At 43.0% G+C, this 16,308-nt stretch carries 18 protein-coding genes; 5 read left to right on the forward strand and 13 right to left on the reverse strand.

The genetic code is table 11. From position 1 onward, the window contains the following. The first annotated feature begins 137 nt into the window (after window positions 1–137). Window positions 138–2,771: a valine--tRNA ligase gene (locus tag ACSSS3_RS10405; RefSeq protein ID WP_442844562.1), complete on the forward strand. Its 2,634-nt coding sequence runs from the start codon at window positions 138–140 to the stop codon at window positions 2,769–2,771. A gap of 20 nt (window positions 2,772–2,791) precedes the next feature. Here ACSSS3_RS10405 and ACSSS3_RS10410 read toward each other — a convergent pair whose 3' ends face one another. From ACSSS3_RS10410 to rsfS, 6 genes are all read right to left on the reverse strand, one after another. Beyond that, the gene (locus tag ACSSS3_RS10410) at window positions 2,792–3,067 is read right to left on the reverse strand and encodes an acyl-CoA-binding protein (protein WP_442844563.1); all 276 of its coding nucleotides are present in this window, start codon (window positions 3,065–3,067) and stop codon (window positions 2,792–2,794) included. A gap of 7 nt (window positions 3,068–3,074) precedes the next feature. After that, window positions 3,075–3,731: a phosphatidylserine decarboxylase family protein gene (locus tag ACSSS3_RS10415; protein ID WP_442844564.1), complete on the reverse strand. Its 657-nt coding sequence runs from the start codon at window positions 3,729–3,731 to the stop codon at window positions 3,075–3,077. Next, on the reverse strand, window positions 3,721–4,524 hold the full coding sequence (locus ACSSS3_RS10420) for a phosphatidate cytidylyltransferase (protein ID WP_228231138.1): 804 nt from the start codon (window positions 4,522–4,524) through the stop codon (window positions 3,721–3,723). The genes ACSSS3_RS10415 and ACSSS3_RS10420 overlap by 11 nt, the downstream gene beginning before the upstream one ends. Window position 4,525: 1 nt before the next feature. Next, window positions 4,526–5,140 (reverse strand): LUD domain-containing protein, encoded by a 615-nt coding sequence (locus tag ACSSS3_RS10425; protein WP_228231137.1) that lies wholly within the window; start codon window positions 5,138–5,140, stop codon window positions 4,526–4,528. Window positions 5,141–5,244: 104 nt separating this feature from the next. Next, the gene (gene ftsH / locus ACSSS3_RS10430) at window positions 5,245–7,224 is read right to left on the reverse strand and encodes an ATP-dependent zinc metalloprotease FtsH (protein WP_442844565.1); all 1,980 of its coding nucleotides are present in this window, start codon (window positions 7,222–7,224) and stop codon (window positions 5,245–5,247) included. An 8-nt stretch (window positions 7,225–7,232) separates the two neighbouring features. Further along, entirely contained in the window at window positions 7,233–7,604 is a 372-nt protein-coding gene (rsfS, locus tag ACSSS3_RS10435) for a ribosome silencing factor (protein WP_228231135.1), read from the reverse strand. Window positions 7,605–7,687: 83 nt separating this feature from the next. Between rsfS and ACSSS3_RS10440 the strand changes: the two genes are divergently transcribed. Next, entirely contained in the window at window positions 7,688–8,416 is a 729-nt protein-coding gene (locus tag ACSSS3_RS10440; protein ID WP_442844566.1) for a biotin--[acetyl-CoA-carboxylase] ligase, read from the forward strand. Here the strand turns inward: ACSSS3_RS10440 and ACSSS3_RS10445 are convergent, their stop codons facing one another. Both ACSSS3_RS10445 and pyrE read right to left on the reverse strand, forming a co-directional pair. Then, window positions 8,417–8,809 carry an SRPBCC family protein gene (locus tag ACSSS3_RS10445; RefSeq protein WP_228231133.1) on the reverse strand — a complete coding sequence of 131 codons (393 nt, stop codon included), beginning with the start codon at window positions 8,807–8,809 and terminating at the stop codon, window positions 8,417–8,419. Between the two features lie 26 nt (window positions 8,810–8,835). Further along, window positions 8,836–9,483, reverse strand: a complete 648-nt coding sequence (pyrE, locus tag ACSSS3_RS10450) for an orotate phosphoribosyltransferase (protein ID WP_442844567.1) — start codon at window positions 9,481–9,483, stop codon at window positions 8,836–8,838. A gap of 7 nt (window positions 9,484–9,490) precedes the next feature. On the opposite strand from pyrE, the gene ACSSS3_RS10455 reads away from it, so the two are divergent. Next, window positions 9,491–10,114 (forward strand): NUDIX hydrolase, encoded by a 624-nt coding sequence (locus ACSSS3_RS10455; protein ID WP_228231131.1) that lies wholly within the window; start codon window positions 9,491–9,493, stop codon window positions 10,112–10,114. On the opposite strand, the gene ACSSS3_RS10460 is transcribed toward ACSSS3_RS10455, so the two are convergent. The 3 genes from ACSSS3_RS10460 to ACSSS3_RS10470 are packed head-to-tail and all read right to left on the reverse strand — an operon-like array spanning window position 10,115 to window position 13,157. After that, window positions 10,115–11,869: a M14 family metallopeptidase gene (locus tag ACSSS3_RS10460; protein ID WP_442844568.1), complete on the reverse strand. Its 1,755-nt coding sequence runs from the start codon at window positions 11,867–11,869 to the stop codon at window positions 10,115–10,117. Window positions 11,870–11,929: 60 nt separating this feature from the next. Further along, complete coding sequence (locus ACSSS3_RS10465) at window positions 11,930–12,583, reverse strand: uracil-DNA glycosylase family protein (RefSeq protein ID WP_442844569.1); 654 nt, start codon at window positions 12,581–12,583, stop codon at window positions 11,930–11,932. A 4-nt stretch (window positions 12,584–12,587) separates the two neighbouring features. Beyond that, window positions 12,588–13,157: a thioredoxin family protein gene (locus ACSSS3_RS10470; RefSeq protein ID WP_442844570.1), complete on the reverse strand. Its 570-nt coding sequence runs from the start codon at window positions 13,155–13,157 to the stop codon at window positions 12,588–12,590. Between the two features lie 215 nt (window positions 13,158–13,372). Here ACSSS3_RS10470 and ACSSS3_RS10475 point away from each other — a divergent pair, with 215 nt between their 5' ends. Together ACSSS3_RS10475 and ACSSS3_RS10480 are read left to right on the forward strand one after the other, a co-directional pair. Beyond that, window positions 13,373–13,678, forward strand: coding sequence for a phosphoribosylpyrophosphate synthetase (locus ACSSS3_RS10475; protein ID WP_442844571.1), 306 nt, complete (start codon window positions 13,373–13,375; stop codon window positions 13,676–13,678). Continuing rightward, entirely contained in the window at window positions 13,678–14,016 is a 339-nt protein-coding gene (locus tag ACSSS3_RS10480; protein WP_442844572.1) for a tRNA-binding protein, read from the forward strand. The genes ACSSS3_RS10475 and ACSSS3_RS10480 overlap by 1 nt, the downstream gene beginning before the upstream one ends. A gap of 151 nt (window positions 14,017–14,167) precedes the next feature. Here ACSSS3_RS10480 and ACSSS3_RS10485 read toward each other — a convergent pair whose 3' ends face one another. Further along, window positions 14,168–14,542: a DUF779 domain-containing protein gene (locus ACSSS3_RS10485; RefSeq protein WP_442844573.1), complete on the reverse strand. Its 375-nt coding sequence runs from the start codon at window positions 14,540–14,542 to the stop codon at window positions 14,168–14,170. A gap of 10 nt (window positions 14,543–14,552) precedes the next feature. Beyond that, the gene (locus ACSSS3_RS10490) at window positions 14,553–16,076 is read right to left on the reverse strand and encodes an aldehyde dehydrogenase family protein (protein WP_442844574.1); all 1,524 of its coding nucleotides are present in this window, start codon (window positions 16,074–16,076) and stop codon (window positions 14,553–14,555) included. Between the last annotated feature and the right edge of the window lie 232 nt (window positions 16,077–16,308).

Below are 16,308 nucleotides of genomic sequence, written 5' to 3' on the forward strand. Positions count from 1 at the left end.
GCTTAATGCAAGTCTTTAAAACCTTCAACTTCCTCATAAACCGGCTCAGAATAAGTCTTTTTTTAATGCTCTCGTTCTTTTAAAAATACTTTGTATATGAGTATTTTTGCCCACTTAAAGACAAAAATCAGACCAAGATGGCATTAGCGGCACAATATAGTTCAAAAGAAGTAGAGCAGAAGTGGTATGACTACTGGATGCAGCACAACTACTTTCATTCTGAACCCAATGACAAAGAACCCTACACAATTGTAATTCCACCGCCTAACGTAACCGGAATTTTACATATGGGGCATATGCTGAATAATACCATTCAGGATGTTTTAATCCGAAGAGCGCGCCTCAAGGGATTTAATGCCTGCTGGGTGCCGGGAACAGACCACGCGTCTATCGCCACCGAAGCTAAAGTAGTGGCTAAACTTAAGGCTGAAGGAATCAATAAAGCGGATCTAACCCGTGAAGAATTTTTAAAACACGCCTGGGAATGGACCGATAAATACGGCGGAACCATTTTAGAGCAGCTTAAAAAGCTGGGGGCTTCGTGCGACTGGGAACGTCTGCGTTTTACCATGGATGACACCATGTCAGCGAGCGTGATTCAGTGTTTTATTGATTTGTATAATAAAGGCCTTATCTACCGTGGCCATCGTATGGTAAATTGGGATCCTGAAGCTAAAACCACACTTTCTGATGAAGAGGTAATTTATGAGGAGCGTCAGGGCAAGCTGTATTATATTAATTACAAGTTGGAAGGCAGTGACGAGCATTTGGTAATAGCCACCACGCGTCCCGAAACTATTTTTGGGGATACCGCGATCTGCATTAATCCCAATGACGAGCGTTTTACGCATTTAAAAGGTAAAAAGGCCATTGTGCCCGTGGTAAACCGCGTAGTTCCTATTATTGAAGATGAGTATGTAGACCTGGAATTCGGTACCGGTTGCCTGAAAGTTACACCTGCACACGATGAGAATGACAAAATGCTTGGCGATAAGCATAAGCTTGAGGTGGTTGATATTTTTAACGATGACGCCACGCTAAACTCTTTTGGCCTGCACTATCAGGGCAAAGACCGCTTCGTAGTTCGTGAAGAAATTGTAAAAGAATTGGAAGAGCTAGGTGCTTTGGTAAAGACCGAAAGTCACCTGAATAAAGTAGGGACTTCAGAGCGTACCAAGGCGGTTATAGAGCCTAAACTTTCAGATCAGTGGTTTGTGAAGATGAAAGATCTGGCCGAGCCTGCGATCAAAGCTGTTCTCGATAGCGATGAGGTAAACCTTTTTCCTAAGAAGTTTGAAAACACCTACCGCCACTGGATGGAAAACATTCGCGACTGGAATATTTCCCGTCAGCTTTGGTGGGGGCAGCAAATCCCGGCTTATTATTTTGGAGACGGAAAAGAGGATTTCGTTGTTGCTAAAAATATGGAGGAAGCTTTAGCTTCCGCGAAAGCGAAAACCGGAAACAACAATCTGACCGAAGCCGATTTGAAACAGGATGAGGATGCACTCGATACCTGGTTTTCTTCATGGTTATGGCCTATGAGTGTGTTTGACGGAATCGCAAATCCTGATAATGCCGATTTTCAATATTATTATCCTACCAATGATCTGGTAACGGGTCCTGATATTCTGTTTTTCTGGGTGGCGCGTATGATTATGGCGGGTTATGAGTATACCGGAAAGCAACCTTTTACGAATGTTTATCTCACGGGGCTCGTGCGTGATGCCGAGCGACGCAAAATGTCAAAATCGCTTGGTAATTCACCCGATGCGATGAAGCTGATTGATGATTACGGTGCAGATGGTGTACGGGTAGGTTTGTTGCTTAGCGCTTCTGCCGGTAACGATTTGCTCTTTGATGAAGATTTGTGCAAGCAGGGTAAAGGCTTTATCAATAAAATCTGGAATGCTTTCAGGCTTATCAAAGGTTGGGAAGTTGATGCAGGCGCAGAGCAACCTGAGGCCAGTAAAAAAGGTCTGGAATGGTACTCCGAGCGTTTTAAGCAGGCTACCGAAGAGATTGAAGATCATTTTAGTAAATACCGAATCAGCGATGCCTTGATGGTAACCTATAAATTGGTTTGGGACGATTTCTGCAGCTGGTTGCTCGAGATTGTAAAGCCGGAATATCAAAAATCAATTGACAAAAAGACCTACGATGCGGTAATTGCAGCCCTGGAAGATAATCTGCGCATACTGCATCCGTTTACGCCATTTGCTTCGGAAGAAATCTGGCAAACCATTGCAGACCGTACTCCCGAAGAAGCTCTAATCGTTAACGAATGGCCTGCTATCGCGAAGCCAAACCTTGCGATGCTTGAACACTTTGAACTGGCAACTCAGGTTATTACCGGAGTTCGTGCTATTCGAAAGGATAAGAATATTTCCTTTAAAGAAGAGCTGGAGCTACACGTGCTCAATACCGAAGGTTTTTCGGCTGACTTTGATGCGATCATTAAAAAACTGGGTAATCTTTCGGTACTAAAAACAACAGAATCACCTGTTGAAGGTGCGTTGTCTTTTCGGGTAAAAGTGAATGAGTATTTCATTCCGCTAACCGGAGCGATTGACATTGATGCAGAGATTGCTAAAATCAAGGAAGAGCTTGCCTATACGCAGGGCTTTATCAATTCGGTTGCTAAAAAGCTATCTAATGAGCGGTTTGTAAATAATGCACCTGAGCAGGTAGTGGCTTTAGAGCGCCAAAAGCAGGCTGACGCGCAGGCTAAAATAGATGCTTTAGAAAAGCGGCTCGCTGCTTTAAGCTAGAGACACGAGTCTTTGAAGATTTAAGAGGGAATGTATTTATCTACCAGTTTGATATATTCCTTCTTTGCTTCTTTGGTAGAAAGCCCTTTAATTTGAATGAGTGCGTTGTATTTAAACGCACTGCGCAGGTCATTTTCTTTAATATTTCCGGCGTTGAGCGTTGTATTTTCGCTATTGCCCTTTTTGTAATAGGCATAGAGGAGTAATTGTATATCCTGTGGCAATGCAATGTTTGTGTTGCTCGCACGGTGTGCAGCTTCCTGAAAAGCCTTATCTAATGCTTCTTTTTTGCTCAAAACACAATTAGTTTTCACGGGTTGCAATGATGCTTTCGGCTCCTTTTACTTTTTGGTTGAGTTTAACCGCAAGAGGAGTTCCAACAGGTAAAAAAAGATCTACTCTGGACCCGAACTTAATAAAACCGCTATCTGCGCCTTGCTCGGCGGTATCACCTTCCTTGGCATAATTTACGATACGTTTGGCCAAAGCCCCTGCGATCTGACGATATAGAATATCTCCAAACGAAGTACTGCGAACCACTACTGTGGTGCGCTCATTTTCTTCTGAAGCTTTCGGATGCCACGCAACAAGGTATTTCCCGGAATGGTATTTGCTAAAAACAACAGCTCCGCTTACCGGATATCGGGTTACATGCACGTTTATAGGCGACATAAAGATAGACACCTGCAGGCGTTTTTCTTTAAAGTATTCTTTTTCAAAAACCTCTTCGATCACCACAACCTTTCCGTCTACGGGTGAAACAATCTCATTGAGGTTTCCGCTTGATTTTCGACCGGGGTTTCTAAAAAACTGAAGGATTAAAACCAATAAAATCAAAAGTGCGGCATAACATAAATACTGCAGCCATTCCGGTGAAACCCAGGTATGCGTAGCCAAAACACCTGCAATAACAATAAGCAGTGTAATCGCGATAATGGTATAACCTTCTTTATGAAACATATTCAAATACTATTAAAACCAAATAAATAAAAGGGCTGGCAAACAGAATACTGTCTAGCCGGTCATAGAGGCCGCCGTGGCCGGGCATCAGCGTCCCGCTGTCCTTAACTCCGGCTTCCCGCTTTAGTTTTGACTCGATCAGGTCGCCAAATGTGCCTAATGTACTCATTACAATCGCAAGCGACAACCAGATGTTAAAGTTAAGTTTTCCTGTGAATTTATGAATAAAATAACTGGCAAGACAGGCAAAAACGAGTCCGCCAAAAAAGCCTTCAATAGTTTTTTTAGGAGAAATACTTGGGAAGAGTTTGTGTCTGCCAAAGCTTTTTCCTACAATATACGCAAAGGTGTCGTTGGTCCAGATCAGGATAAATAATCCTGCCACCGTGTAAGGTGAAAAGGTCTTGCCGTGAGAAGGAAGCAGGGTTAAAAACACAAAACTGGCAATGATGTAAAACACGGTGATGTGTAATTTTTGAAGCTTCCCATACCTTCTTATTTTTTCACTAAACAGGTTTTTCATCAGGTAAAGGCCTGTAACCACAGTAATTCCCAGAAGCAGAAGTGTTGCGAGATAAGAGACCTTGTAATAACTGAAAAATAGGATAAAGCCTATAAGTATGAGATAGGTGTACCAAAACTGAAAGCCTATAAGTCTTAAAAACTCCCTTAAGGTGATGATTCCAAAAAGCAGGAACATAAGAATGTACCATTTTTCAGAATAGAAAATGGAAAACAGAAGGATTACCACATATAGTAAGCCTGAAAGTGCACGTATCGAAAGTTCACGCATACTACAAATCTTCTAAAAGCAGCAGATAGAGATTTTTTGCGCTACTTCCATAGGACATAAAATCTTTAGCCCCTTCTTTAGGTTCAAAATTCTTGATCGTAGTAATATTTGTAGGAATTTGACCGGTGTTTTTCTTTTTAATACCGCGCAAGCCCTCGCCGATACTGTTTACGATTTGGCTTGTGGTGGCAAAAATCACAAAATTTTGAGGGAGCTCTTTTAGTTTTTTCTCTTTAATCTGATTGGAAGAAATAAGGAGACTTCCATCATCGGCTATAAGATTTTCACAAACCGAAAGCAAAAAACTGGATTCTTTATCCGTTGTAAATTTGAGGTTGTACCCGTCGAACAGTTTTTCCAGTTTGGGATCCAGGCAATAAACTTCCTGCTCATACCAGTCATTTTCGAGCAAAATATTGTCAAAACTTTCGTGCACTTCATCCATATCTGTGCAATACAAAAATTTCCCTCCGTTTAAGATAAAATGCTTGGTGAAGCGCTCATCTGCCGGTGCGGTAATATCTGGCATATATTTACCGCGCTCTGTCCCCGTTAGTTTTGGGGTATCAGTGCCAGTTGGTTTTTTGGGCTGAAAAAGCTTTTTAAGAATACTCATAAATGAGTGGCTGTGCTACAAATTTAGGATTTAATCAAATATAAAAAATCTTAACTCAACATAGCGTTAAGTTAAGATTTATATCTTGATGACCTCAAGGAAAATTAATTTTCCTCAACAATCGTATTTTCAGACTCTTCGGTCTCTTTTCCGATTTCCGGCTTGTCAAAAGGTCGCTTTCCGAATATCTTTTCAAGGTTATCTTTGAAAATCACCTCTTTATCAAGCAGGACTTCTGCGAGCTCGTTGAGCTTATCTTTATTATCCTCAAGTATTTTTATAGCTCGCTGATATTGCTCTTCAATTATAGAAGAAATTTCTTTATCGATCAATTCAGCTGTTTTCTCACTATAAGGTTTACTGAAATTGTACTCACTTTGACCTGAAGAATCGTAGTAGGTAAGGTTACCTATTTTGTCATTAAGGCCGTAAATGGTTACCATCATACGGGCTTGTTTGGTCACTTTTTCCAAATCGCTGAGAGCACCTGTAGAAATCTTGTCGAAGGTCACTTTCTCTGCAGCTCTACCACCCATCGCGGCGCACATTTCATCAAGCATCTGCTCTGGTCGTACGATAAGTCGCTCTTCCGGTAAATACCAGGCAGCACCCAGAGATCTTCCACGCGGAACGATAGTTACTTTCACAAGCGGAGCTGCGTGCTCTAACATCCAGGAAACGGTTGCGTGACCGGCCTCATGATAGGCAATCGCTCTTTTCTCGTCTGGAGTGATGATTTTATTTTTCTTCTCAAGACCACCCACAATGCGGTCTACTGCATCCAGAAAGTCCTGTCTTCCTACTGCACTTTTACCCTGTCTTGCAGCAATAAGAGCAGCTTCATTACATACGTTAGCAATATCAGCACCAGAGAAGCCCGGGGTTTGCTTGGCCATAAACTCGGTGTCAAGTTCATCTGCAACTTTTTTAAGCGGGCGTAAATGCACTTCAAATATTTCCCTACGCTCTCTAACATCCGGTAGATCTACGTAAATCTGGCGGTCAAAACGACCTGCACGCATAAGCGCGGTATCCAGTACGTCAGCCCGGTTTGTGGCCGCAAGAACAATAACATTTGTGTTAGTTCCAAAACCATCCATCTCGGTAAGAAGTTGGTTTAAGGTATTCTCACGCTCGTCGTTAGAACCACTAAAATTAGCTTTACCGCGGGCACGACCTATCGCATCTATCTCGTCAATAAAAATAATTGCCGGAGATTTTTCTTTGGCCTGTTTAAATAAATCACGGACTCGTGAAGCTCCCACACCTACAAACATTTCCACAAAGTCAGAACCTGACAGCGAGAAGAAAGGCACTTTTGCTTCGCCGGCCACAGCTTTGGCCAATAAGGTTTTACCGGTTCCGGGAGGGCCTACAAGCAGGGCTCCTTTGGGAATTTTACCTCCAAGATTGGTGTACTTTTCCGGGTTTTTAAGGAAGTCTACGATCTCCTGAACTTCTTCTTTAGCACCTTCCAAACCGGCAACATCTTTAAAAGAAGTTTTTACATCGGTCTTTTCATCAAAGAGCTTGGCTTTAGATTTTCCAATATTGAAAATCTGTCCGCCTGCACCACCTGCTCCTCCCGAAGACATACGGCGCATTATAAAAATCCAGATCCCTATGATTATCGCAATGGGTAACAAGGTGATCAGGATATCGCTAAACATCGTGTTATCTGCTTCCAGATATTTGACATTAAAGTCCTGAGTAGACTTTATCTCTTTCAATTCATTCTCAAAATTCTCCAGAGTTCCGTAGCGAAAAATATAGCTGGCACCTCCTTCGGAGTTTAGCAGCGATAAGCCGGAATCACTAGGTCTTGAATGTACTTCCTTACCCTTAGCTTCATCGGTAAGGTAGATGTAGGCAACACCTTTTGATTTGCTGATATCTATTTGTTTAATATCACCACTTTTAGCGTATGTGAGTAATTGATTTTCAAGGATTTCTTTTGGGTTTCCGTAATCAGAACCACTGCTGAAGAAATTGAGGCCGAGAAAAACAAGTATGATAGCGGTGTAAATCCACCAGGCGCTAAATTTGGGTTTATTTGGGACGGGCTTTTTTGATTTTTCTGCCATTATAGTTTTTAATAATTTGATTCGATTGATGTTACTTTAGCATCACCCCAAAGACTTTCAATATCATAGTATTCACGGGTATGCTTTTGAAACACGTGTACCACAACATTTACATAATCCATTAGGACCCATTCTGCATTCTGCAATCCTTCCACATGCCAGGGTTTGTCTTTGAGTTTCTTGCTTACAGTTTTTTGAATGGAATTAGCGATAGCTGTAACCTGAGTATTAGAAGTACCATCACAGATAATAAAGTAATCACAAACCATATTCTCTATTTCCCGTAGGTCCAATAAATCAATATGTTGACCTTTTACTTCTTCAATCCCTTCCAGAATAGTCGTTATCAGTAGATCTGTACTTACTTCTTTTTTTGTCATTAAATCTTTTTTAGTCTGGCAAAGTTATTACAATTTTGTTTGATACCCTTTATTGTACTAACATTTCAGCCGTAAGCTATGCTATGCATATAGTCAAACTTAATGCCACAACCTCTACCAATACTTATTTAAAGGAATACGCGCGGGAGCTTGACTCTAAAGAGGATATTTTGGTAGTAACGCATACCCAACTGGAAGGTCGTGGACAGCGTGGTGCCAGCTGGGAATCTGAGCCCGGTAAAAACCTAACCTTTAGCGTGTTTAAACGGGTTGAGGGCTTTAGGGCAGACCGCACTTTTTATATGACTATGGCAGCTTCCCTAATGGTTGTTGATACGCTAAAGCATTTTGGCGTAAGGCAGTTATCTGTAAAATGGCCAAACGACATATTGGCAGGCAATCTAAAGATCTGCGGCATTTTAATTGAAACTGTCCTTCGGGACGGTCTGTATGGCGTTATTCTCGGGGTAGGTTTAAATGTGAACCAAAAAGTATTTCAGGAAGCGCCGCGTGCCACTTCTCTACTGAATCAAACCGGCAAAATACACGATCTGGAAGAGGTTTTAAACCGGTTTTTAGAAGCTTTTTATACCTATGCCAAACGGGTAGAAGAGTTTGACTTTACCGGTCTTCACAAGAGTTATGAGCAGCGACTTTTTCGCAGAAATAAAGTGTCAACCTTTCAACTGCCCGAAGGGGAACTGCTAACCGGCATTATTAGCGGGGTTTCTAAAAATGGAAAGCTCATCCTTCAACTGGAGGATGAGCTTTCAAGAGAATTTGACCTAAAGGAAATTAAACTGCTGTACTAATTAAATATTTTGCAGGTTTTCACTAAGAGTCTGTATGAATTTGGTAATTGGGCCTTTGATCATCATAGACATCATCGCATTGAATTCCCCCTCAAACTCAAACTGAGCTTCGCTGGTGTTTTCAGGAAGTTCTTTGATATTGGCAGTAAGTGTAAAGGGTAATTTATCACTGGCAGCGCCCAGGACTACTTTGTTAAAAGGTACTGTGTTTTTTAGCTCCAGTACAATTTCCGGCATTCCTTTAAGAGCAAAAAGAAAGCGTTTTTCGCTTAAGATTTCAAATTTGCTGATGCTCTCAGGCATCAGCTTACGGTAATTTTGTACGTCTGTCAGAAAATTAAAAACTTCTTCGGGGCTTTTAGAAATCGTCTTTTTAGGGCTTTCTAAGTGCATAATGGGAGTATGTGTTTAGTGTTTTGTTAGTTGGCTGCATTCCAGTTTTCAGGATCCAGTCGCCAGGTTTGCAAGGTTAGCTTTTCTTTTTCAGAAATGTAGCGGGTATCCATTGCTTGTTCGAGCAAATGATCATAATCACTCAAGGTGTGTAAATCGATGCCGTGTTTTTCAAAGTTTTGTTTTGAAATATCAAAGCCGTAAGTGAAAATGGCCAGCATTCCTTTTACATTGGCTTCGGCCTGTTCTAAAGCTTCAACAGCCATTAGCGAACTTTTACCGGTGCTGATGAGGTCTTCAACCACCACTACACTTTGACCGGGATCCAATTTTCCTTCAATCTGATTTTGTCTGCCGTGCTTTTTGGCTTCGGGTCTGATGTACACAAACGGAAGGTTTAAAAAATCGGCTACCAGCATCCCGATTCCTATCGCTCCTGTGGCTACACCGGCGATCACGTCGGGCTTGCCGTAAAGCAATTCAATCTGGTTAGCGATATTCTCCCGCAGGTAATTGCGTATTTGCGGATAGGATAGCGTTATGCGGTTGTCGCAGTAAATAGGAGATTTCCAGCCACTGGCCCAAGTGAATGGGTTTTGTGGTTGTAATTTTATTGCATTAATTTGCAGCAATAACTCAGCTGTTTTTTTAGCTGTTTCTTTTTTTAAGATCATGGTACAAATGTATAAAGTTTTTGTAAATGAAGTGCCCATAATACTTTCAACCGAAAAGTATATTGGTGAAAATTATACATCAATACCCATTAAGCGCGCAAAAATCAAGCGCATTATCAAGCAGGTAAACCGCGGTGAGCTTACTCACATCAATTTATACCATCAGAATCCCAAGAAGTTACTTACCCACCTCAAGAAAAAATTACCGCTTGTGGTTGCCGGGGGCGGACTCGTTTTTAATCAGAATTCTGAAATTTTGTTTATCAAACGCAACGGGAAATGGGATCTTCCGAAGGGGAAGCTTGAGAAAAAGGAAAGTATAGAGCAATGTGCCCTGCGCGAAGTAGAAGAGGAAACCGGCTGTAAAGATTTGGTTCTCGGTAACCTGATCACGGTAACCTATCACGTCTTTAAGCGAAACGGAAAATTTAAGCTTAAAGAAACCTTCTGGTATCGAATGACTACAGACTATGACGGGATTTTAGAGCCGCAACCTTCCGAAGGAATCAAAAAAGTACGCTGGAAAAATTTTGAAAAAACGCAAAAAGCGCTGACTAAATCCTACGAAAATATTAAGCTTCTATTCCCAAAAGAATATTTGATCCCCAATCCCAAAGACCGTGTAGCCTAACTACTGCGTAATGCGGTAGATGGGATAGCGCAAATGGGCCTTTTCGTAATTTTCAGATTTTTTATGTAACCAATCAAGCTGCGCATACCAGTTGCTGCGAAAGGCCTCTTCGGTTTGTTTTTTGGTTTCAAATTCCTGTTTTAATGCCGGGTTACTTTCGAGCAAAGCCAAAGCCTTATCTTCCCATACATAAGGCGAAAAGCCTTCTTTTTGCTGCAAAATGGTGTCGAAATAATTCCAGTTAAAGAACGAATCAACGGCTGAAGGCTCAAGGGTTTCGAGTAAATAGCGCAGACCAGTCTGGGCTGTGTAAACCAGATAATCGCCTTTACGTAACCTAATCTCTTCTTCAGTCGTACTGACTTTGGTATTTCGATGTAAATAATGCCCTTCGTAGGCCGAGTTGCCGGTAGTGTAATCTGCAATATGGTATACTTCTACACCTAAGGTCGTATCCCGATCCATTCGGGTGAGTTCAATGTTGTTTTCCTTTAAACGCTCAATGACCGTATGCCACGACTGCGGAATTACATAGGCTTTAGGAATCTTTATGCTGTCTGTCGCTTTAAAATGATCGTAATAATTGACTGTTTTGGTAAACGGCTTCTCGCGGTTATAGCTCAGGCGCTCCATTCCGGTAACTTCGCTGGTTATTCTTTCGCCCTCAAAGCCTTTAAAATCAAATTGGGTCACCTGCGAGCTGTCGGTTTTAAACTGAATGGGGTAAAAGGTGCCGGTAAGTGCGCCACTTCTGTAAATCGAGTCTTGCTTTGCCCGTATTTGTTTGATTGTTTTGGCATCTGCCGAAGCGATATTCAGCATTTGCTGCATAAGTGCATAGGTGCCTTCTACACGCGGCTTATAGGGTTTTAGCATATGGGTTTCTACCATCATCCCGAGCGTATTCCACAAGGTGGTGTAGCCGGTAGAATAGCGCGGGTAGTCCATAAACTGGGTAAAACCGGTCTCGGGAACCTCATTAAACACATTTACATAGGGCGTAATGGGCCAGCCTTGTGCTTCTAAAGAGTCTACCAGCAACGGATGCAGCTGATCGTTTAAATAGATACCTGCAGCGCCACCCAGTTTGTTGTGTTGCGTAAACAAATGCGTAAGTACATATTGATAATCAGCACCGTTACTTACGTGATTGTCTATAAAGACATCAGGTTTTACCAGATGGTAGATTTCAGCAAAGGAACGCGCGTTGTAGGTGTCTGCCTTTATAAAGTCGCGGTTGAGGTCGTAATTGCGCGCGTTTCCTCTAAAACCGTAAGCTTCGGGACCGTTTTGATTGGTGCGGCTGCTGCTGTTGCGGTTGAGCGCGCCGCCTATATTGTAAATGGCAACGGCACCTACCCAAATATTTTCGGGGGTTTTGATTTTACCACTGGCAAGATCCCGCATGAGCATCATTGTGGCATCAATACCATCGGGCTCACCGGGGTGAATGCCGTTATTGATGAGGATGCGCACAGCTTCCGAATTTTCTGAAAACTCAGATTCCAGACTGCGATTGGGATTGTAAGTGACCAGAGTAAGGGGTAAACCGCTATCGGTCTTTCCAATTTCATAGGTTTTAATAGAAAGGTAAGCCGAATCTAATTTATGATAGTAGCCAATAACGTCTTCATAGGTAGGCGTCTGAGTACCCCCACTTTTCTCAAATTGGGTTTCCAGATCAAAGTCTTCCGGTTTGGGTTTTTCGGCGCAGTTTAGAAAAACCAAGAGAGAAAGGCCAATAAGGAGACGCATATAGAAGGATTTAGGCTTTAAAAGTACAGTTTTCTCAAAAAGATTACGTGTTTTAAGCACTTAGAAAAAGGGAGCGTATTGCGCTACCCTAAAGTCAAAAGTGGTAAGCTCAGGATTTTGAGCTTTCATTTGTTTGTACTTTTTCATACTGCCTATAGCCCGGTTTGCCGCGCCTGAAGGAGCGGTAAGCGAAACCGTCCTGACTTTACGATTGTCGATCTCAATTTCGTGGATGCGTGGTACTTCGGCAGCGATAACTTTAATTTTGAGATGTTCTTTTTTTGCCTGGCGGCGAAAGAAATACTCCGGTCCGTTTTTGCTGTTGCCGCCGGTGAAAATCAGCGTTTCAATTTGCCGATGCTTTTTGAGGTAAGCTGTCAAATCCCGAAGCTCTACATCCTGCATTCCCAAATCTGAAGCGTCAATTTTTTCACGCAAAGCGGAAGCGACAATATCACAAACCCCAATTTTCCGTTCGATTAAAAAATTAGCGCGTTGTGTAATGGCGCGGGCTGTGTTTTCGTAAACCAGACCCAGTTCAAAAATACGGTCGAGTATGGGCCAAAGCATACCGTTTTTACTGCCGTAACAAAAGTCAACATCTTCCGGAAGCAGCTCGCCGGTAGTAAAACGGGGCGGTGGCAAAGTGCCTACAATGAGTTTTGTAGCGTCTTGTAAGTTAAAAGGCGGATAGGGATGGGTGTGGTGAAACATTAATTTAGTCTTCTGCGGCTGCCTTCCACTTAATCCCGCAACCCAGGCTTGGTTTTTGAATTTTGTTTTGAGGACGGTTGTTAAAGATGTTGTCCAGAGCTTCGCGCAGGTCACGACCGTTTACGGGTATGCCGTTGCCGGGACGCGAATCATCAAGCTGCCCGCGATAGACGAGTTTAAGTTCGGAGTCAAACAAATAGAAGTCGGGTGTGCAGGCCGCATCATAGGCCCTGGCCACTTCCTGATTTTCATCGAATAAGTAGGGGAAACTGTAATTGTATTTTTGGGCGGTTTCGCGCATTTGCCAGGGGCCGTCTTCGGGGTAGGCTTCAATATCGTTGCTGCTTATCGCAACAAAACCAAATCCGAGTACCCGGTAATCATTGGCCACACGCACAATCTCGTGATTTACGTGTTTGACAAAAGGACAGTGGTTACAGATGAACATTACCACGGTTCCCAATTCCCCGGCAATATCGGTCAGGGATTCATACGAATTGGTAAGCGGGTTTTGCAGGGAAAAAAACGGAGCAATGGTTCCCAGCGGAAGCATAGTTGATTCGGTTCTTGCCATAGCATTGAGGTTTTTAAGTATCGCAATATAGGTAAGCAAGTGCTGTGATTTGTTACAAATACTAAAGTTGTTTTAAATCTTTGGGGTAGCAGCCGTGCCTTTGTAACTTTAATGAAATCCATTACTTGGATGATCAGTAAGGCCATTCGGGCTTTATTTAAATACAGAATTTTCAATTCATTTAATCTCGAACAATCGAGTAAAACTAAAATACCATGAAAAATACATACAGTTCGCTTTCAAAAGCGATAGAGGATTTAAAAGATAAGGGCTACGATACCGATTTTAATCTGGTAGACGATGGCATCGAATCCAAGCACTTAAAAAAAACCTGGAATGCCGGGCAAATTGAAGTAGAAGATGCCTTTCGTTTTGAAGGAATGACCAATCCCGGGGATAATTCGGTGCTGTATCTCATTAATACACACAGCGGCGAAAAAGGCCTGCTGGTTGATGCTTACGGTGCTTACAGCGGTCAAATTTCTCAGGAAATGATTCAAAAACTGAAGATCGAGCATTAATGGATAACGATTTAACCTGGGCCGAATTTGAACGCGTGGAAATGCGCGTGGGGACGATTATGACTGTTAGTGATTTTCCCGAAGCCCGAAAACCGGCTTTCCAATTGCAAATTGATTTTGGCGATGAAATCGGCGTGCGCAAAACTTCGGCGCAGATCACCAAAAAATACGACCGCACCGAACTCGTAGGAAAGCAGGTTGTTGCGGTGGTAAACTTTCCTAAAAAGCAGATTGCCAATTTCATGAGTGAATGCCTCGTTTTGGGAGCGGTAGCAGGAGATGAGGTAACCTTGTTAAGTCCTGATCTTTCTGTTAAAAACGGATTACGTATTGGCTAGCCCTTGCGATAGCGATAGTAGCGGCATCCTTTTTTGAGCCTGCGGCGAAAAAAAGATACAGCGGATAGCGCGGTGCTTTAGCAATCGCCCAAAAACTAAAAAACCCACATTTCAACTGAAGTGTGGGTTTTGTTATTGAGGTCTGTCTAAATTATTCTTCACCGCTTCGGGTAGGGCTGAGGTCTTTGGCCTCGTCTTCGGTATACATTCGGGATTTGATCACAAATCGTATCCCCAATGGAATTTCCAAAGAAAAGCTGGAACCCCGGCCGGGCGTGATATCTACGGTGAGTTGCGTGTGTTTCCAGTACTCAAACTGGTCTTTTGACATAAAGAACTCGCAGCCGTGAATCGTGCCCAGATACACATCGGTCTCATTGATCATCAGGTCTCCCCTGGGGAAGCACATAGGCGAGGAGCCGTCGCAGCAGCCGCCGCTCTGGTGAAACATCAATTCACCGTGTTGCTCCCGTAACTGATCTATGATTTCTTTTGCGGCTTCTGTAGCCTGTACCCGTTGCGTCATGATTTTGTTTTTAGAAAAAGCCCATTGGCTTTTTGTCGTAAGAAATCAACATATTCTTGGTGTGACGGTAATGCGCCAGCATCATTTTGTGGTTTTCACGACCGATTCCTGATTTTTTATAACCTCCAAAAGGAGCGTGAGCGGGGTAATTGTGGTAGTTGTTTACCCAAACACGACCGGCCTTAATGGCTCTCGAGATTTGGTAGGCCTGGTGCGTATCGCGCGTCCAAACCCCGGCACCCAGACCGTAAAGTGTGTCGTTTGCTATCTCGATAGCTTCGGCTTCATCTTTAAAGGTCGTTACGCAGACCACTGGACCAAAAATCTCTTCCTGAAATACGCGCATCTTGTTGTTTCCTTTTAAGATGGTAGGCTGAATGTAATACCCGCCTTCAAGGCCTTCATTGTAGGCAGAACCGCCACCGCAAAGCACTTCGGCACCTTCTTCTTTACCAATATTGATGTAATTGAGAATTTTCTCATACTGGTCGTTAGAAGCCTGTGCGCCCATCATCGTGTCCGGACTCAGCGGATGCCCCAGCTTGATGGCTTTGGTGCGTTCGATCACGCGCTCAATGAACTTGTCGTAAATACTTTCCTGCACTAAAAGTCGCGATGGGCAGGTGCATACTTCACCCTGATTTAAGGCAAACATCACGGCGCCTTCAAGGCATTTGTCAAAGAATTCGTCATCAGCATCCATCACGCTTTCAAAAAATACGTTAGGCGATTTACCACCCAGCTCCAGCGTTACCGGTGTGATGTTTTTAGAAGCATATTGCATAATGAGCTGCCCGGTTGTGGTCTCACCGGTGAAGGCGATCTTGTTGATGCGGGGTGAAGAGGCAAGCGGTTTACCGGCTTCGGCACCAAAACCGTTAACGATATTAAGCACACCGGCAGGCAGGATGTCTTCAATGAGTTCCATCAGGATAAGGATACCTACGGGAGTTTGTTCTGCGGGTTTAAGTACCACGCAGTTACCGGCGGCAAGGGCTGGGGCCAGTTTCCAGGTTGCCATAAGAATTGGGAAATTCCACGGAATGATCTGACCAACAACTCCAAGGGGTTCGGTTACATTGATGCACACGGTGTTGCTGTCGAGTTCGCTCACTGAGCCTTCTTCGGCACGAATAACCCCTGCAAAGTAACGGAAATGGTCAACAGCCAGAGGTAAGTCGGCCGCGCGGGTCTCGCGGATGGCTTTACCGTTGTCCCAGGTTTCGGCACGGGCGAGCGTCTCGAGGTTTTTTTCCATAACATCGGCAATTTTCAGCAAGAGGTTGCTGCGGTAAGCGGCGGAAGAATTATTCCATTCGGGAGCAGCTTTCCAGGCGGCATCGATGGCTTTCTCTACATCTTCGGCGGTAGAACGCGGAATACGCGTAAAGTTTGCGCCATCAACGGGAGACACATTATCAAAATACTGTCCTTTTACAGGGGCTGTCCATTTACCGCCAATGTAATTTTCATATTGGTCTTTAAACTTGGGCTTCTCTACAACGTTTGCGGAAGCGGTTTGTACATTACTCATAAGATTTGTCTTTTTAAATTATACGTCTTTATTTGTTTTGCCTTTGAAGTGGGGAAACTGCTGAAAGCTTTAGTGTTAGCTAAAGTTAAACAAGACCATGGCCAATGTGCTGACCGTTTCTATCAAATCAGTGAACTATTCTATTAATAATTAAGGATATGTGATTTTTTAGGCTCTAAAATTGTAAATTTAGTAAACTAAAAATTTTTGATTGCGAATGCTTCAGTTGAAG

This window comes from Leeuwenhoekiella sp. H156 (assembly GCF_052218455.1).
In the GTDB taxonomy this organism is placed as follows: domain Bacteria; phylum Bacteroidota; class Bacteroidia; order Flavobacteriales; family Flavobacteriaceae; genus Leeuwenhoekiella; species Leeuwenhoekiella parthenopeia.